We start from the raw sequence: 21,496 nt of genomic DNA on the forward strand, positions 1-21,496 counted from the left end.
GCGGGACTATGGCCGAAAACCCTGACTTGCAGGTCGATGCGAGTTTCAGCAGCGACTCTAAGAGGTGGTGGGACTCGATCATTTCGGTACGCTTATGCATGCGACGAATTTCCTCTGGAGACTGGTCCGCTTCAGGGGTGCCGCGACATTTAACAACTCCATTGCATAGTCTTTGAAAATCAAACATAACAGGACTTGCTAGGACGTGCAAGTAAATCAATGCGGGCTATTTCGAAAATCGCTCACCCTGGCCGGAACAGGTCATGTCGAGTTACGCATAATCCGTGTCCTGGCTAATGACGGCTCTGATCTGATTCGGATCTTCGTGTCTGTTGCGACGTTCCGGAAAGGTCATGCCGACCGCGCCTCCGGCCGGGATGACCAGGCAGAAGGCGGGACCGTGCCGGTGATGACGGGTGAGAATGCCTCGGTGATCAGGTGCAGGGAGATCGGGGCGCAATCGGGTGTGCCATTAATCCAGCTGTTGGGCGAGGATGGCGGCCTGTACACGGCTGCGCAGGCCGAGCTTGGTGAGGATCCGGCTGACATGGGTCTTGGCCGTGGCCTCTGCTATTTCCAGATTCACAGATATCTCCTGGTTGGAAAGCCCATGCCCAATGCAGGACAGGACTTCGATCTCGCGATCGGTAAGGGAGTCCAGCCGCGGTTCCGACGCGGATTTTTCGCCGGGCCCGGCGAAGGACGCGATCAGCCGCCGGGTGACGGCAGGGGAGATGAGCCCGTCGCCGCTGGCGATTAGGCGTATGGCATGGAGCAGAGTGTCTCCGTCGGCGCTTTTCAACAGGAATCCAGCGGCGCCGGCGCGCAGTGCGCCGAATACATATTCGTCCATGTCGAAGGTCGTCAGGATCAAGACGTCGGTGGAGCCCTGCAACTCCCGTGTTGCCGTGATCCCGTCCTTGTGCGGCATGCGGACGTCCATGACCAGGACATCGGGTTTCAAGGTGCGGGCCAGTTCGACCGCTCTCTCGCCGTCGCCGGCTTCGCCGATCACCGTGATGTCCGCCGCGCCACCGAGGATCAGTACCAAGCCTGTGCGCACGGCATCCTGGTCATCGGCGACGAGGACCCTGATCATCCGTCCGCCACCGTCCTGGTCGAGGTGGGAAGCACCACGTGAATGCGCCACCCGTGCCCACTGGATCCGGCGGTGAGCCTCCCACCGAGGAGAGCCGCCCGTTCCCGCATTCCCGTCAGCCCGGCGCCGCATCCGGGAAGCTCGGGGGTAGCGGAGCCGTTCAGTTCGTTGTCGATGGTCAGATCGATCTCTCCCTCCCTGTAGCGGAGCTGTACGCCGATGGGGCCGTCTCCGCCGTGTTTGAGAGCGTTCGTCACGGACTCCTGTGTGATCCGGTAGGCGGCCAGCTCCACGGTGGCGGGCAGCGGGCGCGGCTCCCCGATCGTCTCGAGGTGCGCCTGCTCGCCCGCCTGCTCGATCAGCCGCCCCAGCTCGGATATGCGCGTCGATGTGGACGGCAGCCCCTCGCCTGCGGTGTCGTCGCGGAGCAGGTCGATGAAGGCGCCCATCTCGGTGAGTCCCTGGACGCCGTTCTCCCGAATCGTGGTCAGCAGCCGTCGTACCGTCTCGGCGTCCAGGTCGGGTCGCGCCAGCACTGCCGTGGACTGCAACACCACGATGCCGAGGTGGTTCGCGATGACGTCGTGCAGTTCGCGTGCCATCCGGGTGCGCTCGGCGTTCACGGCCTCCCGCCGGTCCAGCTCGGCGAGGCGCACCACCTGGTCGGCGTGCAGGCGTTCCGTCTCCGCCCGGTCGCGGTGCTGCTTGACGACGGTCGCCGTTGCAACCGGGGTCACGAGCACCATGGCGATGACGACCATCAGGACGATGCTCGCGCTCAACTGCTGCCCCGTGGCGAAGACCGCCACCCCCAGCGCGATGGTCAAGGTCGCCGAGAGCGCGGGCAGGATCCGGGAGAGCTTTCGCGGGCCGTAGATGCAGGCGGCGTAGAGGTTGTCCGTGTAGATGAGGATCGTTCCGAGCGCTGCTCCCATGACGACGTCGGCGACGAACCCGATCGTGCCGATGACCAGGCCCGCAACGGGAGCCCGGCGCCTCAGCGCGACCGCGGCACAGACCGCGGCGAGCGTGCCGATCAGCGCCGGTGCGGGGTAGCCGTACTCGGTGACGGACCATGCGGTGCCGGAGTCGCGTGCCGAGTAGGCGCCGGAATGGAGCAGGACGACCCCGCCCACGAAGAGGAGTGCGGCCACGCCCGCGTCTTTTTGGCCGCCGCCGATCCGGCCGTGCAGAACACGCATCCTCATGGGTTCATTCCATCATCTTCCGATGCGCACCGCTCTCCTCCTCGGAAAGGACTCTGATGTACACAATTCGATGTACGCGGGAGTCCGGCCCCCTTTTCCCGGAGCTACCTGAGACGCGTCATCACGTGTTTGACGTGTGTGTATTCCTCCAGCGAGAAAACGGAAAGATCCTTTCCGTTTCCGGAGCCCTTGAAACCACCATGGGGCATCTCCGCGGCGAAGACGACGTGCGTGTTGATCCACACGCAGCCGCAATGCAGATCGCGTGCGAACTCCAGGGCCCTGGTGTGATCGTTCGTCCAGACGCTGCACGCGAGTCCCTGGGAGACTCCGTTGGCCAAGGCGAGCGCCTCCGCTGAAGTCCGGAAGGGCTGCACGGTGATGATCGGGCCGAACACCTCTTCCTGGACAATGGCGTCTTCTTGGCGAACCCCGATCACCACGGTCGGGGCGAAGAAATAACCGGTGTCCCCGAACCGGCGCCCTCCGGTAAGGATCTTGGCGTGGGGTCCGAGGCCGGCGATGAGGCCCCGCACGTGATCCAATTGGTCGGCGTTGTTCAGCGGCCCGAAGGCGGAATCGGGATCACCGGGTGGGCCGGGTCGGTAGGATTCCGCCCGGCGCACGAGTTCGGCGACGACGTCGTCGTGGATCCCTTCGTGCACGAGGACGCGGCTCGCGGCCACGCAGTCCTGTCCCGCGTTGAGCAAGGCGGCCGCCGCGATGCGCGCAGCGGTGTCGGGCACGTCGACGTCGTCGAAGACGACCGCGGCGGCGTTGCCGCCGAGTTCGAGGTGGAGGCGCTTCAGCGCGGCGCCCGAAGTCGCCGCGACCTCCCGGCCGGCGCGGGTGCTGCCGGTCAGGGCGACCAGGTCCGCCGCAGGGTGGCGGGCCAGCAGGCGGCCCGTCTCCCGATCGCCGCACACCACGTTGAGCACGCCCGGAGGCAGGAGCTCCGCTGCGATCTCGCCCAGTCGCAACGCGCTGCGCGGTGTGGTCTCGGCGGGCTTGAGGACGACCGTGTTGCCCGCGGCCAATGCGGGGGCGATCTTCCAGACGGCCATCATCAGCGGGAAGTTCCACGGGGTGATCTGGACGCACACACCCACGGGTTCGCGCCGGACGACCGAGGTGTGCGATGCCACGTACTCTCCTGCGGCGGGCCCGCTCATCGCCCGGGCCGTCCCGGCGAGGAAGCGGAGCTGGTCTGCCGCCGGGACGATCTCCTCCTCGATCAGCGCCGCCACGGGTTTCCCGGTGTCCGCGGAGTCCAGGGCGGCCAGCTCGCCGGCGTGGGCCACGATGGCGTCGGCCAGTGCGTGCAGCAGCGCCGAGCGTTCCGACGCGGGGGACGAGCCCCAGCCGCCGAACGCCGCGGCCGCAGCGCGCATCGCGGCGTCGACGTCCTCTCCCCGGGAAAGGGGCGAACGGAACGCGGGCCGCTCGGTGCACGGGTCGACAATGGCGGACCATTGTCCCGACCGGGGTGCCACGGAAGCGCCTTCGATGAAGTTGCCGAGTCTCGGCGGCAACCGGTCGGGCGAGGTCGCCATTCTGATGATCCACCCCTTCGGTCCGGACGGCGGATCCGCCTCATGCCCGCACCGGAGCGCGGGCGTATTCCGAAGAGGCGGATGCCGATGATCTCCAGGTCTATCCAGGTCAATCGGAGCGACACTAGCTTCACATTAATGCCTCGTCCATAGACCATGTCCGGTAGCGGTCATGTCGGTTGACCCGATTTCAAGCCTCCTATAACTTCCGATATGTCCGATCATGATCGGGGGCGTGTCCTCTGTTCGTGGAATGGCCCTCGGGGTTTACCCATCCGAATGTGTTCCGGGTGGGCGCTGAGAAGAAGCAGACAATTCCTCGGCGCGCCACTTGATGCAGTCGACGACGCGACGGCGCCCCTCAGTCCCGGAAGGCGGTAACAATGGTCGACGAGGTGCGCAACCTGTTCATCGAGGTCTACAAACTGGACGCAGAGTGCGACCAGATCGCGACGGACGAGCCATTGTTCGGGCTCAGTTCCCGTTTCGGCCTCGACTCCATGGACACACTGCGTTTTATCGCGGTACTGCACGAGCGCTACGGCCTAGATATCGGATCGACGAATACCGATTCATTCCGCACCCTCGACAAGATATGCGAAACCCTGGAGGCGGACCGTAAATCGGCCAACGAGGGCGGTTGAGGGAGATGGGATTGACATGCAACGCAGCGCCGATCGAGTAATCGCCGGCCCAGGGCTCGCCGAACGGTTGGCGCGGGAGGCGTACCGGCTGGCCCGGTCGGGAGTCAGACCGGAAGACCCGCCGAACCTGCGGACCACGGGGGCAGCGGCGGACCTGGCCGCCGATCTCGCGGCGGTCATGGCACCCCCGGAGCGGCACCGCGGATACCGGCTCGTCTCCGGCCTGCTGGACGGCTTCGGTGACCCCGGCTCCACCCCCGAACACTGGAAGGACGACCAGAACGCCGACGCCGCGGCGATCGACATGGCGATCATGCTGGCCGCCTCGGCAATGGGGGACGTGTTCGGCTGGGCCGAACAGCAAGACGGCCGGCTCGTCCACAACATCCTGCCCATCCGCGGCCAGGAGACGCTCCAGGTGGGTGCCGGCAGTGTCGAGCCCTTGGCCCGGCACACCGAGGACGCCTTCCACCCGGGCCGCCCGCACATCCTGATGCTCGTCTGCATGCGCAATCCGGAGAGCGTCGGGACATCGGTGGCCAGCGTGCGCCGGACGGGGTTGACCGACGCCGAGTACGCCCAGCTCGAACGCCCGTTGGTCGCCATCACTCCGGACGACTCCTACGGCGCTCCGAACACCGCGCACCGCTGGCTGGACCGGGAGGCGCGGGGGGTCGCCACCGTGTGGTGGGCGGACGACGGTCCCTGCCTGCGCTACGACCCGGTCTACAGCCGAGTGCTCACCGACGACCCCGCCTTCCTCGACGCCTACGCGGCCCTGGGGACGCGGCTGGTGGAGTGCGAGGCGGAGCTGCCTCTCACACCGGGCGACATCGTCCTGGTCGACAACGATGTGGCGGTGCACAGCCGCAGGTCGTTCCGGCCCAGCTACGACGGAACGGACCGTTGGCTGAAGCGGACGATCATCAGGCTCGACCGCCCGCGCCCGGCCGGCGAGGCCGCTGAGGACGGCTTCGGGCAACGCGCCGTCGAGCCCGGGAGAGGGCGATGAAGGTCGACGACCTGCTGCCGCGACCGTTGGACGACTATCTCGACCGGCCCACCGCCGGTCAGTTCCCCGGACTGCGCCGGGGGACGTCCCGTTTCGACGGACCGGGCGGCACTCTCGTCCACGCCGCCGTCCGCGACGCCATCGCCGCCTACCTGGACGGGCCCCTGGTCGCCAACGACCACGGGATGTTCCCCGCCAGTCGGCATTCGGACGAGCTGGTCGCCTGGGCGCGGTCGCGGGTCGGCGCCCTCCTGGGGGCACGCGGTGGCCACGTGCTGTTCGGCCCCAACATGACGACCCTCACGGCCGCCTTCGTGCGGGCAGCAGGCGCGGCCCTGGGGCCCGGCGACGAGATCGTCCGTACCGAACTCGACCACGAGGCGAACATCAGCCCTTGGCAGGCCATGGCCGTCGGCAGGGGCGCCGTCGTCCGCACGGCGCGGCTGCGCGGCGGCGTGCTGCCGACCGAGTCCGTGACCGGGATCCTCGGCCCGCGCACCCGCTGGGTGGCGGTGACGGCGGCGTCGAACGCCGTGGGAGTGATCCCCGATATCGCGAGGATCGCCGCGGCCGCCCACGCGGTCGGGGCCCGGGTCTTCGTCGACGCGGTGCAGGCGGTCCCGCATCTGGAGATCGACTCCGAGGCATGGTCGGCGGACGCGGTGGTCACCTCCGCCTACAAGTGGTACGGGCCGCACGCGGGCGCGATGTGGGTCCGGGACGACACAGCGACGGGGCTGGCACTTCCCGAGCAGGTCCCCTCGGCGGGACTCGACCTCCCCGACCGCCTGGAATCGGGCACCACCGCATTCGAGTCGGTACTGGGCACCGGGGTCGCAGCGGAGCTCCTCCTGCGTTGGGACCGTGCGGCGGTCGCCGCACGCGAAGGCCTGCTGTGGGACGAACTGGTCACCGCCCTGGACCAGGATCCCGACGTGCGGCTGCTGAGCCCCGCGCGCGGCGCGCGGCGCGTCCCCGTGGTGGCGTTCCAGGTGCTCGGCGTGCCCGCTGAGAAGGTCGCCGCACGCCTCGCCGAGGTCGGCGTGTCCGTCACGCACGGAGGGTTCTACGCCTCTGACGCGATCCGCGCACTCTCGCCCGAGGACTCGGAGGCGGTCCGCGCGGGCATCGCCTGCTACACCACACGCGAGGACGTCCACGCCCTGATCGACGGAGTAAGGGCGATCACCGGGCAACGGGCGCGGCAACGGAGGTGAGCGACATGGGTCAGGCCGACCGCGTCGCAGTGGTCACCGGCGGATCCCGCGGCATCGGGCGCGCGATCTGCGAGCGGCTCGCCGAGGACGGGGCGCGTGTCGTCGTGGGCTTCCGCGCCGACGAGGAGGGCGCTGAGGCCACGGTCAAGCGGATCGCCGACGCCGGCGGGCCGGCCGCGGCCGCGTGCCGTTTCGACGTCGCCGACTACGACGCCGTATCCGACGCCTTGGGCGGGATCGCGCGTACCCACCGGGGAATCGACGTGCTGGTGAACAACGCCGCGGTCGGCGACGCGAGCGCCGTCGTACCGATGAACCCCGTGTCGGACTGGACCGGCCCCGTCCACACGAACCTCTTCGGCACCCTGCACTGCGTCAAAGCCGTATCACTGCACATGCTCGTCCGCGGACGGGGCGCGATCGTCAACATCGCCTCCATCGCGGGAGTCACCGGCATCGCCGGGTTGAGCTCCTACTGCGCGAGCAAGGCGGGGGTCATCGGCATGACCAAGGCGCTCAGCCGCGAGTTCGCGCCGCACGGTGTCCGGATCAACGCGGTCGCGCCCGGGTACACCGCCGAAACCGGCATGGTCGACCGGATCGAAGCGCACCAGCTCCGCGCCATCACCGACCGGATCGCGATGGAGCGACTGGCCGATCCGCGCGAGATCGCCAATGCCGTCGCCTTCCTCGCGTCCGATGAGGCCGGCTACATCACCGGCCACACCCTCGTCGTCGACGGCGGGCTCACCGCCTGATCGGAAAGCGCATGAACACGGAAACCCCCACAGCGGTCCTGCTGAACCCGCAGGTCGTCGTCGAACCGGGCGATTATCGCGCCCTCTACGACGAGCACTCCTCCGTTCGAGACGCTTTCGACGATGCCTCGGGTGTCCTGGGGTTCGACCTCGCCGGCGCGTTCCTCGACGACGATCCCGCCCTGATCAACAGCGGGACCGTGGTACGCCCCGCCTCGCTCGCCATCGCGACGGCGATCTACGGCATGACCGTGGCCCGCGGGCGGCCCCCGACGTACCTGGCCGGGCTCAGCCTCGGGGCGATCGTGGCAGGACACCTCAGCGGGCACATGAGCTTCCGCGACGCCGTACGCATGACGCACCTGATGCCCGCGATCGAGGACCGGGTGTTCGCGGGCAAGGGCCTGGGAGTCGCGTTCTACTACGGTGTCGACATCGCCGCGTTCGAGGATGCGATGCGCCGCGAGGTCGCGGCCGGGCGCGTCCTGAGTCCCTGCGCCTACACCGCGGCCGACCAGATGATCCTCACCGGGGAGCTGGGCGCGCTCCGGGCCATGAACGTCCGCGCCGTCGCATGCGGCGGCGTCGGAGTCGTCATCCCGCACGGTCCGCCGGCGCACAGCCCGCTGCCCGTGCTCCACGAGGTCGAGGAGCGCTTCCGGGGGGAATGGCGGTACCGGGACCCTGCGGGCGATCCCGACATCCCCGTCATCTGCAATCTCACCAGCCGGGTGCTGGCGACCGGCGATGAGCTGACCGACTCCTTCATCCGCCAGTACAGCCGCACGGTCCACTGGGAGCGCGGCGTGCGGCGCCTCGCCGAGCTGGGCGTCCGCAAGGTGACGGTGATCGGCCCCGGTCACTTCGTGCTGAAGTCGCTGCGATCGACCCCGGCCGAGTTCGAGGTCGAGGCATTCCTCGGGGCGGGCGACCTGCCCGACCCGGCGGTGGGAAGAGCACGCTCGTGACCGCCGATGGCGCTTCGGCGGTCGTCTTCCCCGGCATGGCCCCGTCCAACTATGCGAGCGTCGGCGCGTTCATGCGCGCCGACCCGTACGTGCGGCGGCGCCTCGCCATCGCCGACGAGGCGTTGGGGTACTCGCTCATCGACCGGTTCCGCGCCGAGGACCGCGACTACGCCGAAGCCGGCCACATCGCATTCGTCGTCAACTGCATCGCACTCGCAGACCGGTCCACCGACCGGTACGGGCTCGACCCGCGGCTCTGCGTCGGACCGAGCTTCGGCCAGATGGCGTCGATCGCGTTCACCGGCGTCCTGCCCTTCGCCGACCTGGTCCGCCTCACCGCGGAGATCTCACGCTGCGAGCGCGAGTACTTCGCCGAGCACCACCGGGACCTGGTGACCAGCTTCTTCTTCCGCACCCCTGAGGACGGGCTCCGGCACGTGCTGGAGCGGATGGACACCGGGGGAGTGTGGTGCGACGTCTCCTGCTTCCTCGGCGACGGTTTCTACGCCGTCACCCTCCCCGAGGACCGCGTCGAGGCGCTGGAGGCGGCGATCCGGGAGGTGCGGGGCGTCCCCTTGTACACGATGCGCCCCCCGGTGCACTGCCGGGCGTTCGGTGCGCTCAGGGAGCGGCTCCGGCCGGTCCTGGAGCGGTTCCCCTTCGCGGCGCCCCGTATCCCGCTGGTATCCGACCAGGACGGGGCGGTCGTCGACTCCGCCGAAGGCGTGGCGGGGCTGGTGCTCGACGGCTTCGTCCGGCCGGTCAGATGGAACGACGCGGCCGCCACGATGCAGCGGGAGGGGATCGGCACGGTCTGCGTCCCCGGGCCCAGCAGCCTGTTCGACCGCTTGTCCCGCCGATACTTCGACGTGCTCGCCGTCAACCCCGAGACGTGCTCACCCGGGGCCGACCGGACGGCCTGAGCCCACCGGGCGGCTACCGCGACCGGCCCACGAGCTTCTCGAAGACATCACCGTTCCAGCGCTCCCGCATGGCCCGCTGGAACTCCTCCGCGGCGGCCCTCTTGTCGGCCTCCGGGACGACGTCCTCGATGGCCCCCCACTCGTCCAGCGTGTAGAACTCGTCGCGGAGCACCGAGGCGACGATCGCGTCGTGGAAGCGGCCGTCGAGGAAGAAGTAGTCGCGCAGCAGGCCTTCGATCACGATCCCGGTGTTCAGCAGCATCTTGACCGTGCGGACGTTGAACATGCCGACCGTGAACTGCACACGGTGCGCGTTCCTCGCATGGAACAGGTGCTCCAGCACGAGGGAGGTGGCCTCCGCCCCGCAGCCGGTGTCCCAGTAGTCCGGGTCGCCGATGGCCCCGCCGATCTCGTAGCTGCCCGCGTACTTCTTCGACTGCCAGCGTATGAACCCGACCTTGCGTCCGTCCCGGGTCAGGACCATCAGGATCGACTCGCCGGACGTCTCCGCCCGCCGCCTGAGCAGTTCGGCCGAAGGGAACTCGGGACCGCCCGATGCGAGGCTGGCGGTGAGTCCCGGACGCATCCACCCGCTGATCAGTTCATAGTCGTCTTCGGTCAACGGCTGGAGCCGCACGAGGTGGCCTTGCATGGGTTCCTCCTTGGTCACGGGTTCCTGCGGGCGGGACCGTCCTCGCCCCAATGCCTGACGCACAGCGTTCCCCAGAGGAACCCGGCGCCGATGGCGGAGATGGCCACCAGGTCACCCGGGCGCACCCGGCCGCCGGCGAGGGACTCGTGCAGGCCGATGAAGATGGTCGCGGCACCGGTGTTGCCCAACCGGTCGACGCTGACCGCTGCCTTGTCCATCGGCTGGCCCAACGCGCGCATGGCCTCCTTGACGATGTTCAGGTTGGCCTGGTGGAAGATGAAGCGGTCGATGTCGGAGACGCCGAATCCGGCACTTTCGACCGCCGTCTCGACACTGGCGGGAAGTTGTTCGGTCGCCTCCTTCCATACGGCGCGGCCGTCCATCTTCAGGAAGTGCTCCCGGTCCGCCAACGTCGTCGCCGAAGGCGGCAGGCGTGTCCCCCCGGCAGGGATCTCCACGGCGTGCGACAGGCGTGAGCCGATGTGCCACGAGAGGATGCCGTGGCCCGCTCGCGTCCGGCTGAGGACCGCAGCTCCCGCCGCGTCGCCGAAGAACACGCGTGTTGCCCGGTCCAGGGGGTCGGTGACGCGTGACAGGCACTCGGCGCCGATCACCAGGACGTGGGAGAGGGCCTCGTTCTGGAGCAGGTGCCCGCCGATCCACAACCCGTAGACCCCCCCGGCACACGCGGCCTGGTTCAGGTCCAGGGGGATCGCGCAGTGCGCGCCGATCCGCTCCTTGACCATCAGCGCCGTGGACGGGAGCGGCTGGTCCTGGGTGAACGTGGCGACGATGACCGCGTCGATCCGGTCGGCCGTGACGCCGGCGTCCGTGAGGGCGGCCTCCGCTGCTGCGACGCACATGTCGGAGGTGGTCTGCCCGTCGGGGAGGAACCGCCGTTCCCTGATACCGGTGCGCTCCCTGATCCAGGCGTCCGTGGTGTCGAGTTCACGGGTCAGTTCGGCGTTGGTGACCACGCGCTCGGGGATGTGGACGCCCGTTCCGGCGACGCCGACCGGAAGACGCAGCCCTGTCGCCGCTGGGCGCCGCATGGCCCTATCCCCGTGCGGATCCGTGTTCTGGCTCCCCATGACTTCCTCCTGGAGCTGTCTCTTCTGGCGAGGCGGGCGGCGCATCGGGCGCCGCCCATGCGATGGGCCGCAGGCGGCGAGCCGACGGCAGGGCCGTGACGACGGAGGCGGACAGGGCGAGCACCGCGGCGAGAGTGAGGAAGGCGGCGGTGCCTCCGGAGGTCTCGTACACCACACCGCCGAGCAGAGGGCCGAACGGCTGGGCCGCCCCCGTGATGAACGACGACACGCTGAAGACGCGGCCCTGCAAGCCGTCGGGGGTGAACCGGACCTGGTAGGTACTGAGCAGGGTGTTGAGGAGAGGCACCGTGAAGACGGCGACTCCCAGCAGCAGCGCCATCGCCCCCACACCGGGCGCGGCCGCCAGGCCGAAGAGAACCGCCGGCAGCAGCCAACTCGCGCTGAACAGGAGCGCGGTGGGAGTGAGCGCACGCATCAGCGTGGGAGCAGCGAGGGCGCCCGCAACCCCGCCCAGGCTCGCGGCCGACAGGGCGGTGCCGATCACCGCGCCCCCGGATCCCTGGTCGTGGGCCGCCGCCACGATCACCAGGGTCGCGCCGCCGAAGACCAGGTTGGGGCCGATCGCGGAGATGAGCAGCACCCGCACCTCCGGCGCCCTCCGCAGCCAGGCGAACCCCTCACGAACCTCGGTGTGGAAGGGGCGGCGCCGATCGGCGTGCCGCTGCGGCCGCTTCTGTAGGGGGCGGCGGAGTGTGGCGACCATCGCGGCGGTCAGCGCATGGGCGAGGGCGTTCACACCGAACGGCAGCCAGGTACCGACAGCGAACAGCCAGCCGCCCGCCGCGGGACCGGCCAGGGCGGCCGACTGGCTTCTGGCCTCGTTCGCGGCCAGAGCGACGGGGACCTGCGAGGGGTGCACGACGTGGCGGAGTGCCGAGCGTCCGGCGAACCGGAAGAACTCCAGGGCCACGCCGTCGACGGCGGCGACCACGATGATCAGCCAGATCGGCACCACGCCGGCGATCACGGCGGCGGTCAGCACCACCATGGCGGCCGCGCGGCCGACCTCGCTGACGATCATGATCCGGCGCCGGTCGGCCCGGTCGCAGATGGCGCCGGCCGGAAGCCGCGCCGCGAGCCCCACCGCGTAGGCGATGGAGCCCAGTACCCCCGCCCAGGCCGCGGAACCGTGGAGCGTGAGCACCAGGAGCGGGTAGGCGAGCACAGCGGTGACGTTGCCGAACTGGGAGACGCACTGTCCGAGCCAGAGGACCTGGAAGGCGCGGTTGCGGCGCAGCGGTGCCACCCGCTCGGTCCCGACGCCGCCGACCATGCTCATCGGTTCCGCCGTCTCCTCAGGGACGGGACCGGCGGGCCCGGAACGCGGCAGGCGTCCGGCGGCGCCGCACGGGCCGTCCCGCCCGAGGGCGCCTGCGCGCCCACGACGCGCGGCACGCCGGGGATCACCGCGCCCCCTCCGCGCAGTCCGGGCGGACCAGGTCGATGCCGCGCAGCCGGACCAGGGTGGTCAGCAGCTTCAGCGCCAAATCGGGGTTCCGCCGGCGGCGGACCACGTCGGCCACCTCCAGTTCCCGACCTGAGGAGAGCTCGTCGACCAGCTCCGAGATGCCATCGCGGGGCACCTTGAGCCGGACCCCGCGGACGAAGATCTCCGCATGGTCGGGGTGCTCCACGAGCACCAGCGGGAACGGCCGGGCGAGGCGGACGGCCGCCGGACGCAGGTCGTCCGTTCCGACGCCGTTGAGCGGAACCGGCGCCGTCGAGAAGCCGAGATTGCTCCGCTGCCGCGCGATATGGGAGTCGACCGCCTCACGGACCCACGCGTCGAGGCCGGATTCGGGTAGATCGGCCCAAGCGGTGTCGGTGTAGTCCCACGGTTCGCTCCAGAACTCGGTGTCGTGAAGGGGAGCGCTGCGTTCTCTGAGCAGGCCGGTCAGCACGGAGGACGTGGCCTCTTTGAGGACCTCCCCCGGCGGCATCTTGGACATCTCGAGGCCGACCGTCGCGGCCAGTTCGTCGGAACGGCCGACGTGGAAGCGGCTCACGTTGAGCAGCAGTACGTCGCCCGGCTCCATCGTGTGGCCGGTGCCGTACGGCAGGAGCGGCTCCGGATCATGGCTGGGCCGGGTCGATCCGGTGAGCTCCCGGTACCGGTCCACCGGCCAGGAGTGGAAGCTCTTGCGGCCGGGGCCTGCGTTGTAGTGGAAGACCCGTTCGCTGCGGCCGATGTCGCGGTGCACGCCCGAAGGGGTGAATCCGTAGTTCCCCAGGAAGAGGGAGATCCGGAAGGACAGTTGCGGAATCCCGAACTCGGACCGGGCGGGGGCGAAGAACTCGGCGCCCGCCCGCGCGAGTGTCTCGCTCCACCGTTCGACGGCGTTGACCATCAGACCGAAGGGCCGGCCGTCGAACACCCGCGCGGACCACTCCGCCAGCCCTTCCCCCGGTTTCGGGGGATCGTCGAGGACCAGGGGTTTCAGCGACGCACGGCGGTTGCCCTCGACAGTGACGTCGAGCATCCGCGTCACCATCGCGTAGTCGGGGTCCTCCGAGAGGCTTCGGATGAGCCGGGTGAGGTCATCGAGCCGGCACGGGGGCGACCGGAAGGGGGCGCGCAGCAGGCACTGCTCCTCGAACCCGTCGGAGCGGTCGGCGATCTGCTCCCAGACGGTCGTACTGTCACTGCTCATCGGGATCTCCTGCGTGGAGTTCTGCCTGCCCTTTCGCGCCCAGCGCATCGGACAGTCCATCCGCTGCCGGCACGTCCGATGGTGCGTACCGCGCCCGAATGCCCTTCCAGGCGTCCTCCGTCGGCAGCCGCGTCACGTGGTCGCCGACGACCGAGGTCACCGCGGCCATCCGCTCCGCCATGGCGCTTCCCGCCGCGCGGTGGAATCCGAAGGGAAGGGCCTCGCGCAGCCGGTGATCGTGGTCGGCGAGGCTCCTGATCTCCTGGACGAGCACGCTCTCCCATGTCACCGGCTTGACGGCGATCGAGAGATGCAACGACGCCTCGCCCGTTGTGTCCCCGACATGGATGTAGCCACGTGGCAGGTAGAGGCAGTCGCCTTCCCGGAGCAGCACCTCCTGCCGGTCCCGCAGGGGCACCTTCCGCCCCGCCCACGCCTCCTTGGGCCGGAACTCGACGGGGCTGCCGATCTGCCAGCGCTTGGAGCCGTACACCTGCCGGATGAACACACTGGCCAGGTCGTAGTGGGCGCGCACGCCGCAGGCGTCGGCCGGGGTGAGGAAGGCCGCGCAGTAGGTGCCGTAGCCCGTCGCGGACTCGACGCCGCGGGCGAACGCCGCGACCTCCGGGATCCAGGACTGCACCTCCTCAAGGACCAGGGTGGTCCCGCGGCGTACCTCGTCGACGATCTTGCCGCCGTCGACGAGCGGTTCGGCGCCCGGACCGCTGCGCTCGCGGGGGCGGGCGAGCGTCTCGCTCTTCAGCTCCGCCCCGTCGTGCATCAGCCGGACGAACGACGTCGAGATGGGCGCGGTCGCGAGCAGCGATTCCAGGCCGGCGAGGGAGAACACGTCGGAGAAGTCGGCGAGGCACCGGCTGACCAGCGGGTGTTCCTCCCAGCACGCCTCCAGTTCGGCGACGTCGGAGACGAGCCGCAGCATCGGGTCGCTCATCGGGTCGTCTCCCGCGTATCGAGGACGTCGGGGGCAGCGCGGTCCCTTCTCGGAGTCCGCCTGGCGATGCGGGTGGTCTTGGTCATCCGGCCCTCCCAGAAGGTCTCCAGGTCCCTGAGGTCGGCGCTCTCCGCGCGGACATCGACGCGTGCGGGCAGAGAGGCGACGATGACGCGGTCCTGCTCGTCGACCGCCACGAGGCGGTTGTCGTGGCTGAACGCGACCCCGACGTGTCCTCGCAGCGTCTGGATCGGTGGGCGGAACGTCCGCCCGCCCGAGACGTTGTAGAGGTCCACGTCGTCGGCCGCGCCGCGCCGCACGGCCAGCCACTCCCCGTTCTCCGCGACGGTGAGGCGGCGGACATCGTCGCCGAGGCTCGCCTCGTAGGTGACGCGCGCAGGCCAGGGTTCGACGCGGACCAGGATGGATTCGGGGCGCCCGGCCGGGTGGGCCAGCCATACGGATCCCAGGGTCTCGTCGTAGGCGGCTGCGGCGGGCCCGGCCCACGCGGGCTCGTGAACGTGCTCGGTTTCACCGGTCTCGGGCACGAAGCGGGTGATCGTCCCGTCGCGGGTGAGGATCAGCAGGCAGCGGCGTCGTGCCTGGCGCACGAGCAGCACCGGTTCGGCCGGCAGGGTGAGACGCTCCCGCCAGGCTCCGGCGTAGGTGAACAGCGCGTGGCTCGTGCACGCCGCCAGCCGGGGCGCGGGCCGGCCCGGTCCCGCACCGGTCACGTACCGGGTTCCATCGGGCAGGCCGATCGGGTCCGCTACCAGGACTCCGCCATCGGACCATCGCACGGGGACTGCGCTGTCAGGCCCGCAGGCAAGGAAGCCGCCCGGTTCGGGGCCGGGGACGACGCTCGTGGCGTGCACGCCGTCCGCCTGGGCGACTTTGGGCGGGAACTCCGCCAGGTCGGCCAGCAACAACGTTGCATTGGTACCGATCCGCGCCAGGAACCGGGCATCGATGTCCGTCGCCACGTCGTGCTCAGCCACGGGACGCCGCCTCGCGCTGGAGGTCGGCGTAGGTCTGGAGGTGCGGACCGATCCACACCTTCTGCGGCGGACAGGGGCGCACGCCGTCCTGGATACGGACGAGGGGACAGTGCGCCCCCTGGCAGGACGGGCGGAAGAAGCACGACTGGCATCCCGTGTCGTGGGTCTCGTCGTTCTCGGTCCACAGCTTCATGAGCCCGTCGTTCAGATGCAGGTCGCCGTCCGGCGTCAGCCTGCCGACCATGTTCTGCGCGTCGCGCAGCGCGACCGTGCACTTGTTCACGATGCCGTTGGGCCTGATGAGGAAGGACCAGGGGTTCGCGGCGTAGCAGACGCTGCCGCCGGGCCGCAGTGTGCGCGTGTCGCCGCCCGCCAAGTCGTGGTCCTGGGCGTCCCGGTACAGGCTGAGCTTCGCGAGCTCCGCGTCCCTGCCGGAACACGTCTCGATCTGTATGTCGTTCGCGCCGCCCCACTGGCCTACGGGGCGGAAGATCACCGAGAACCGCGGGTCGGCGGCGGTGATCTCGCCGAGCTCCGCCAGCAGTTCGGGAACGCTGCCGACGTTGGAGGGGGAGAAGTTGGTCCGCAGTAGGGCGCTGAAATCCAGATCGCTGCGGGCGAGCCCGCGGATGTTGGCGATGATGTCGTCGAACGTGGAGCCGCCGCCCATAAGGGGCCGGCTCTCGTCGTGGGTGTGCCTGGGGCCGTCCAGGGTGATCTGGAACTGGCGGATGCCCAGTTCGACGCATCGCGCGGCCACGTCCTGCGTCAGCAGGTACCCGTTGGTCGTCATACCGGAGCGGTAGTCGATGCCGGCTTCGGCCGCGAACTCGCCGAAGAACCCGCTCAGCTCCTCGATCACATCGAAGGCGACCAGGGGCTCGCCACCGAACCACGAGATGGCCAGGGATTTCAGGTCGTGCTGTTCGTGGCGGTGGCGGACGAGGCTGCGAACCCCTTCGCGGACCCCGGAGAGCATGCGTCCGAGGGCGAAATCCTCGTAGCAGTAGGTGCACCGGAAGTTGCAGGCTTCGGTCGGCATCAGGATCAGCTCAAGGCGGTCCGTCCTGGCGACGCGCTCGTCCCGGATCTCTTTGGCGTCGGAGCGCTCGTCGTATCCGTCGGGGACGATGAGACCACGCTGTAGGAGGGAGGGGACCAGCGACGCCGGGTCGTCCTCGTCGGCGGAGATCAGCCCGTGGCGGTTGTGCAGGAGATCGTGCACGCGTGCGGCCAACGGATCACGAACGTAGTAAACACTGCCGCGCATCGCGTTGTAGAGGACGGCTCCGCCGGCCTCATGCGGTGTCATGACAGTGAAGCGTGAAGGGCGGTAGACCTGTGTGCTACCCACCACGATTCCCTTCGTCGGATTGGCGCGGTTGTCGGCGCCGGTCGAGTAACCGAGCGCGGTGGGCACGCCGAATCGACAGCGCACCCACCGTGCCACTCTTCGTTCGCGTCCGCTGCTCGACCTCGGAGGATCGGCTCCATTACGACGGGACTCCACCCGAAACGACTGCGGCGGTGAACTCCTGCCCATCGCAGAGGGGGCTCCGGAATGGTTCGCATTCCGGCCGCGTACGGGCTCCGGGAACCGGTGGCGCGGTGGATGCCGACCGTCATTGGCGAGCAGGCCGATCAGCAGCCGAAGTCGATGTCCGACACCTCATCGGTCTCGGGGGCCTCGACCACGATGTCCTCGAAGCTGTCCATGGATTTCACCTCCTTCGGGGCGCAGTGCCCCCGGACCGGATCAGCCCGGGGGAGATGAGAGGCGGCGGGGAGAACAGCGTCGCCATTGACGTCCCGGCCGCGTATCAGCGGCCGCAGTTCCGCACGACGTGCACGCGATCGGTCGATCGCCATTGTCGCGACAACGCAGCCGTGTCGGTTTCCTGGCGGGGTCGGAATCGGGCAGCCGATCGGTGCCCGGCCGAGAAAGCGGCGGGCCTCCGTGGATTTCATGCGCGGAGTGTCGTGGCCGGAATGCGGGGGAGCTGGATTCTGGGGAGTACCCCCCTGCCGCCGAAAGTCTTCATGGGTGAGAATGTAGAAGAAGCGCGCACCAGGGGCATCCCCCGCAGGGAGGGAACCGGATCTACTCCGGACCGCATCCTTTCGTACGCCGAAGGATGTACGCGGGGACGCGAGGGTGGATCCGAACCGGCCGTTGCCGCGGGGCGGAGTCCGGTGCCGATCGTTATTGCCGGCACCGGCGGTGTGAGCATAAACGGGGCCGGCGGAGTACGAGCTGGTCCGAAAATCTCACGCACGGAAAAGGGGTCGCACCGGCGGGTTCTCCCGTTCCGCGGGCCCGCCGGTGGGAACGTGCCGCATGGGCGGTGCCGCCGCCGACACAGGTGTGGGCGCGGCGGGCCGGCGAGCGGTCCCGCTCTGGTCCGCTATTTCAGGTTGGCGATGACGATGACGACGATCACCACGACGAGGATGATGCCGCCGACGACTCCGATCTCAATGTCCCACGGGCCTATTCCAACGGTCGTGAACACATTTCCCATTATGCTTCTCCTTCTCGGTTCTCACGCACGTCCGGTTATATACGGTCTTTTCGACTCAGTCGCCGAGCAGTGCACGAAAGAACCCGATGCGGCGACGGGTGTTTGCGATGCGAATGCTGCCGCCCAGGGTCCAGGCGTTGATTTGCAGGCAAGGAGCGCCCGGTCGCGGTCGGGCGATGTCCACGAGTTTGTCCCCGAGAACCGCCCTGCCGTCGAGTTCGACCCGTACGCCTTCGGGTACCCAGATCCTGACGCCGCCGAGTACGGCCCGGAGATTCACCAAAACGGTGTCACTGGAGAAATATGCCTGCCGGAGGTCCAGTTTTATATCGCCGATTATCGCCAATGCCTTGAGCCCGTCATCGATGACCCACCGGCCTTTGCGCTCGATGTTGTCGCCGAGCGCGAAGAGATTCGTGCTGAAGCCGTCGTCCGCAGGGGCGGGAGTGACCGGAGCCGCGGGTCGGGGGAGGTCGCGGACGGATTTGGAGAGTTGCGCGCGGGTGCGGGCGGTATAGGCGAATTCGACGCGTTCCGTGAGTTCTTCCAGCGTGATCCGGCCCTCGCCGCACGCATCGCGCAGTTGCGCGACGGCGCTCTCTCGTTCGGCGTCGGAGGCCAGAGTGTTGTCGGGATCCACGGCTTCGACTCTAGGAGGCCGCGACCGTATGCGAATCCTTCGCGGTGAGGAATCACGTGTAATCCGAAGTGCGTATCCCCATCGGAACGCGTCACCGTTCCGATGGGGAGGTCGAAGAAATCGACGAGTCGGGAATATCCGGCATCGCCCCCTTGATTTCTCGCCCGTCGAGGCGGTTCAGGGGTCCGCCGGGCCGGATCTTCCCCGGATCGGGGAGATCGGGCCGGCGCGAGCCGTTCGCGGATGCCGGGGGCGGCCGGGAGGATTTCCCGGAGCCATTCGCCTCGTCTCCAGCGCGCTTCCCCGGACCCGGCCGCCTTTCCCTGTGGTGCGGTGTTGGTGTGTTGGGGCGGAATGCCGTGCGGAGGCGCCCGGACAACGGGGCGGCAGGGCGCGGGGGGTCGGTCAGGTGGGGAGTAGGCGGGTGGCGAGGGTGCCCAGCCGGGTTCCCGCGACACCGGGCACGAGCACGCCCCTGACCTCGTCCACCTCGGTGCGCCATTCCTCGGGCAGCGCGTCGGCGCCGGCCGCGGCGCCGGTCATGGCGCCGACCATGGCCGGCAGGCTGTCGGACTGGCGCGAGAGCAGCGAGGCCGCCTGGATCGCCGCCTCGGGCGCCGGCCCGCAGAGGCGGGCGATCGCCAGCGCCGCGGGCAGCGTCTCGGGGGCGACCCGCGCGTCGCTGTAGGTGCCGGGGCTCAGCGCGCGGGCGAGTGCGGGGACCGCCGCGAACGCCGAGGACGCCTGCCGCGCGATCTCCTCGGCCGTGCGCAGGTTCCGGCCCAGCCAGCCGTCGCGGGCGACGGCGGCGGCCCCCTCGTCCAGGGCCGCCTCCCACGGGCTGCCGGCCACCAGGGCCGCGATGATGCGCGCCATGGCGCGGGCGGCCTCGACGCCCTCATGGGCGTGGGTGATACCCGCATAGGCCGCGGCGACCCGGTCGGCCTGCTCCACGTCCCCGGCGTAGCGGACACCGCAGGCGACCGCCGCGCTCACCGCGCCGTCGTCCCAGTGCACAGGGTTGTCCGCCCCGGTGTGCGGCGGGACGAGTCCCTTCCGGGCGTTGCGCGCGGCCGAGCGCTCGGCGGTGCCGCACCACGCCTCGGGGTCCTCGGCGATGTAGTGCCGCCAGCGCCGGAAGAGCCCGTCGCTGCCGTGGTCCTCGGCGCCCAGGAGCACCAGGGCCGCGGTCGCCATGGTCTCGGTGTCGTCGGTGCCGCACAGCGGGTGCCCGTCGGCGGTGGGGGTGAAGGGCAGCAGCGGGCGCGAGACCTGCTGGGCGTCGAGGTCGGCGCTCAGCTGCCACAGCATGGCGCGGCTCCAGCCGGAGCGGGCGTGCCGGTGGAAGTGCGCGGGCATGCCGATGGCGTCGCCGACGGCGAGGCCGAGCAGCGCGCCCCGGGCGGAGTCGAGCCGGTCGTCGGTCACAGGTGTGCACCTTCCTCGACACGCCGACCCGCTGTGTACAGCGCGTCGGCCAGTTCGCGCAGGTCCGTACCGCTCGTCGCGGTGATGCAGCGGCCGGCGACCATGCGCACCTGGTGCCGCCAGGCGGGATCGATGGCGTCGCTGCCGTTCAGGGCCCCCGCCATCGCGCCGACCATCGCGGCGATGGTGTCGGAGTCGCGCCCGATGTTCACGCCGCTGAGGACGCCGGCGTTGAGGGCGCCGCGGTGGGCGGTGAACAGCCCCAGCGCCAGGGCGACCGCCTCGGGCGCCGCATCGGCCCACGGGTAGTGGAACAGGGGGATCTCGCGGTACAGGTCCGCCTCCGCCGCCGTGGGGTCGGCCGCTGCGAGGGCGATGTCGACCGCCTGCCGGGCGAGGCGGCGGGACCAGGAGTCCTCGGGCAGCGCGGCCAGCGCCGAGGCGGTGACGGCGCCGTGGTCCGCCGCGGTCATCGCGGTGGCCACCGCCGCCGCGATGGCCTGGGCGCCGTAGATCCCGTCGCGCGTGTGGCTCACGCAGGCGTCCACGGCGGCGAGCCGGGCCGCCTCGGCGGGGTCGCCCGCGCAGAAGACGCCGATCGGCGCCGCGCGCATGGCGGCGCCGTCGCTCCAGGACTCGTAGCTGTCGGTGCCGCTGACCGGCGGGCGCAGCCCGGCCGCGAGGTTGGCGATGGCGGTCATCTCGCTGAACCCCGCCTTGTGGAAGGCGCCGACCTGCGCGCGCAGCGCCTCCTGCCACACGGCGGCGACGTCGTCGGGGGTGAGATCGGACCCGTGCCGCAGCAGTCCCTGGGCGCAGAGGACCGCGTACTCGGTGTCGTCGGTGCCCGCGGCGTCGGCGGAGAGGAAGCCGGTCACCCGGCCGTACTCGCGCCGGATGGCGGCGGGGGTCATCCCCTCGGTCGGTGCGCCGAGGGCGTCGCCGACGGCGAGGCCGAGCAGCGCGCCCCGGGCGCGTTCGCTGGGCGGTGCCGGGGCTGCGCCCGTCGCCTCGTCTGAGATCATGACCGTCCTGTACGCAGAGAAACCAATTCGTTGCCTTGTGTCGGCGCGGTTCGTGTTGACGCACTCCGGATGCGCCATGCAATATCTACCATGAGCAACGCAAATCGTTTTGCGAGGAGTACGAGGAGGTGGCG

General features: G+C 69.7%; 20 protein-coding genes. 6 read left to right on the forward strand and 14 right to left on the reverse strand.

What is annotated here, in order from left to right:
* Positions 1-472: 472 nt before the first annotated feature.
* The 3 genes from CLV63_RS23445 to CLV63_RS23455 all read right to left on the reverse strand — a co-directional run bounded on the left by CLV63_RS23445 (position 473) and on the right by CLV63_RS23455 (position 3,860).
* Positions 473-1,099: a response regulator gene (locus CLV63_RS23445; RefSeq protein WP_106585348.1), complete on the reverse strand. Its 627-nt coding sequence runs from the start codon at positions 1,097-1,099 to the stop codon at positions 473-475.
* Positions 1,096-2,307: a sensor histidine kinase gene (locus CLV63_RS23450; RefSeq protein WP_106585349.1), complete on the reverse strand. Its 1,212-nt coding sequence runs from the start codon at positions 2,305-2,307 to the stop codon at positions 1,096-1,098. The genes CLV63_RS23445 and CLV63_RS23450 overlap by 4 nt, the downstream gene beginning before the upstream one ends.
* A 104-nt stretch (positions 2,308-2,411) precedes the next feature.
* Positions 2,412-3,860, reverse strand: coding sequence for an aldehyde dehydrogenase family protein (locus CLV63_RS23455; protein ID WP_106585350.1), 1,449 nt, complete (start codon positions 3,858-3,860; stop codon positions 2,412-2,414).
* A gap of 383 nt (positions 3,861-4,243) precedes the next feature.
* Here CLV63_RS23455 and CLV63_RS23460 point away from each other — a divergent pair, with 383 nt between their 5' ends.
* Genes CLV63_RS23460 through CLV63_RS23485 form a run of 6 tightly spaced genes read left to right on the forward strand, consistent with a single transcriptional unit; the run spans position 4,244 to position 9,382 of the window.
* Positions 4,244-4,504, forward strand: coding sequence for an acyl carrier protein (locus CLV63_RS23460; RefSeq protein WP_106585351.1), 261 nt, complete (start codon positions 4,244-4,246; stop codon positions 4,502-4,504).
* Positions 4,505-4,520: 16 nt separating this feature from the next.
* Complete coding sequence (locus tag CLV63_RS23465; protein WP_146165639.1) at positions 4,521-5,516, forward strand: TauD/TfdA family dioxygenase; 996 nt, start codon at positions 4,521-4,523, stop codon at positions 5,514-5,516.
* Positions 5,513-6,733, forward strand: coding sequence for an aminotransferase class V-fold PLP-dependent enzyme (locus CLV63_RS23470; protein WP_106585353.1), 1,221 nt, complete (start codon positions 5,513-5,515; stop codon positions 6,731-6,733). The genes CLV63_RS23465 and CLV63_RS23470 overlap by 4 nt, the downstream gene beginning before the upstream one ends.
* Positions 6,734-6,738: 5 nt before the next feature.
* Positions 6,739-7,491, forward strand: a complete 753-nt coding sequence (gene fabG / locus CLV63_RS23475) for a 3-oxoacyl-ACP reductase FabG (protein WP_106585354.1) — start codon at positions 6,739-6,741, stop codon at positions 7,489-7,491.
* An 11-nt stretch (positions 7,492-7,502) separates the two neighbouring features.
* Positions 7,503-8,459, forward strand: a complete 957-nt coding sequence (locus tag CLV63_RS23480) for an ACP S-malonyltransferase (RefSeq protein WP_106585355.1) — start codon at positions 7,503-7,505, stop codon at positions 8,457-8,459.
* Positions 8,456-9,382, forward strand: coding sequence for an ACP S-malonyltransferase (locus CLV63_RS23485; RefSeq protein ID WP_106585356.1), 927 nt, complete (start codon positions 8,456-8,458; stop codon positions 9,380-9,382). Before CLV63_RS23480 ends, CLV63_RS23485 begins: the two co-directional genes overlap by 4 nt.
* Positions 9,383-9,395: 13 nt before the next feature.
* Here the strand turns inward: CLV63_RS23485 and CLV63_RS23490 are convergent, their stop codons facing one another.
* From CLV63_RS23490 to CLV63_RS23530, 11 genes are all read right to left on the reverse strand, one after another.
* Positions 9,396-10,034 (reverse strand): GNAT family N-acetyltransferase, encoded by a 639-nt coding sequence (locus tag CLV63_RS23490; RefSeq protein ID WP_146165640.1) that lies wholly within the window; start codon positions 10,032-10,034, stop codon positions 9,396-9,398.
* 14 nt (positions 10,035-10,048) lie between these two features.
* Entirely contained in the window at positions 10,049-11,086 is a 1,038-nt protein-coding gene (locus CLV63_RS23495) for a 3-oxoacyl-ACP synthase III family protein (RefSeq protein ID WP_106585358.1), read from the reverse strand.
* A 4-nt stretch (positions 11,087-11,090) separates the two neighbouring features.
* Entirely contained in the window at positions 11,091-12,425 is a 1,335-nt protein-coding gene (locus CLV63_RS23500) for an MFS transporter (protein WP_106585359.1), read from the reverse strand.
* Positions 12,426-12,549: 124 nt separating this feature from the next.
* Positions 12,550-13,797, reverse strand: a complete 1,248-nt coding sequence (locus tag CLV63_RS23505; protein ID WP_106585360.1) for a hypothetical protein — start codon at positions 13,795-13,797, stop codon at positions 12,550-12,552.
* The gene (locus CLV63_RS23510) at positions 13,787-14,749 is read right to left on the reverse strand and encodes a JmjC domain-containing protein (RefSeq protein ID WP_170134303.1); all 963 of its coding nucleotides are present in this window, start codon (positions 14,747-14,749) and stop codon (positions 13,787-13,789) included. The genes CLV63_RS23505 and CLV63_RS23510 overlap by 11 nt, the downstream gene beginning before the upstream one ends.
* Complete coding sequence (locus CLV63_RS33730) at positions 14,746-15,747, reverse strand: hypothetical protein (protein WP_170134304.1); 1,002 nt, start codon at positions 15,745-15,747, stop codon at positions 14,746-14,748. The genes CLV63_RS23510 and CLV63_RS33730 overlap by 4 nt, the downstream gene beginning before the upstream one ends.
* On the reverse strand, positions 15,740-17,059 hold the full coding sequence (locus CLV63_RS23515; RefSeq protein WP_106585397.1) for a radical SAM/SPASM domain-containing protein: 1,320 nt from the start codon (positions 17,057-17,059) through the stop codon (positions 15,740-15,742). The genes CLV63_RS33730 and CLV63_RS23515 overlap by 8 nt, the downstream gene beginning before the upstream one ends.
* Positions 17,060-17,388: 329 nt before the next feature.
* Positions 17,389-17,715 (reverse strand): hypothetical protein, encoded by a 327-nt coding sequence (locus CLV63_RS33270; RefSeq protein ID WP_146165641.1) that lies wholly within the window; start codon positions 17,713-17,715, stop codon positions 17,389-17,391.
* Between the two features lie 609 nt (positions 17,716-18,324).
* Positions 18,325-18,909: a DUF1707 SHOCT-like domain-containing protein gene (locus CLV63_RS23520; RefSeq protein ID WP_106585362.1), complete on the reverse strand. Its 585-nt coding sequence runs from the start codon at positions 18,907-18,909 to the stop codon at positions 18,325-18,327.
* Positions 18,910-19,314: 405 nt separating this feature from the next.
* The gene (locus tag CLV63_RS23525; protein ID WP_106585363.1) at positions 19,315-20,337 is read right to left on the reverse strand and encodes an ADP-ribosylglycohydrolase family protein; all 1,023 of its coding nucleotides are present in this window, start codon (positions 20,335-20,337) and stop codon (positions 19,315-19,317) included.
* On the reverse strand, positions 20,334-21,362 hold the full coding sequence (locus CLV63_RS23530) for an ADP-ribosylglycohydrolase family protein (RefSeq protein WP_106585364.1): 1,029 nt from the start codon (positions 21,360-21,362) through the stop codon (positions 20,334-20,336). Before CLV63_RS23530 ends, CLV63_RS23525 begins: the two co-directional genes overlap by 4 nt.
* Between the last annotated feature and the right edge of the window lie 134 nt (positions 21,363-21,496).

It is taken from the genome of Murinocardiopsis flavida (assembly GCF_003014485.1).
GTDB classification, from domain to species: domain Bacteria; phylum Actinomycetota; class Actinomycetes; order Streptosporangiales; family Streptosporangiaceae; genus Murinocardiopsis; species Murinocardiopsis flavida.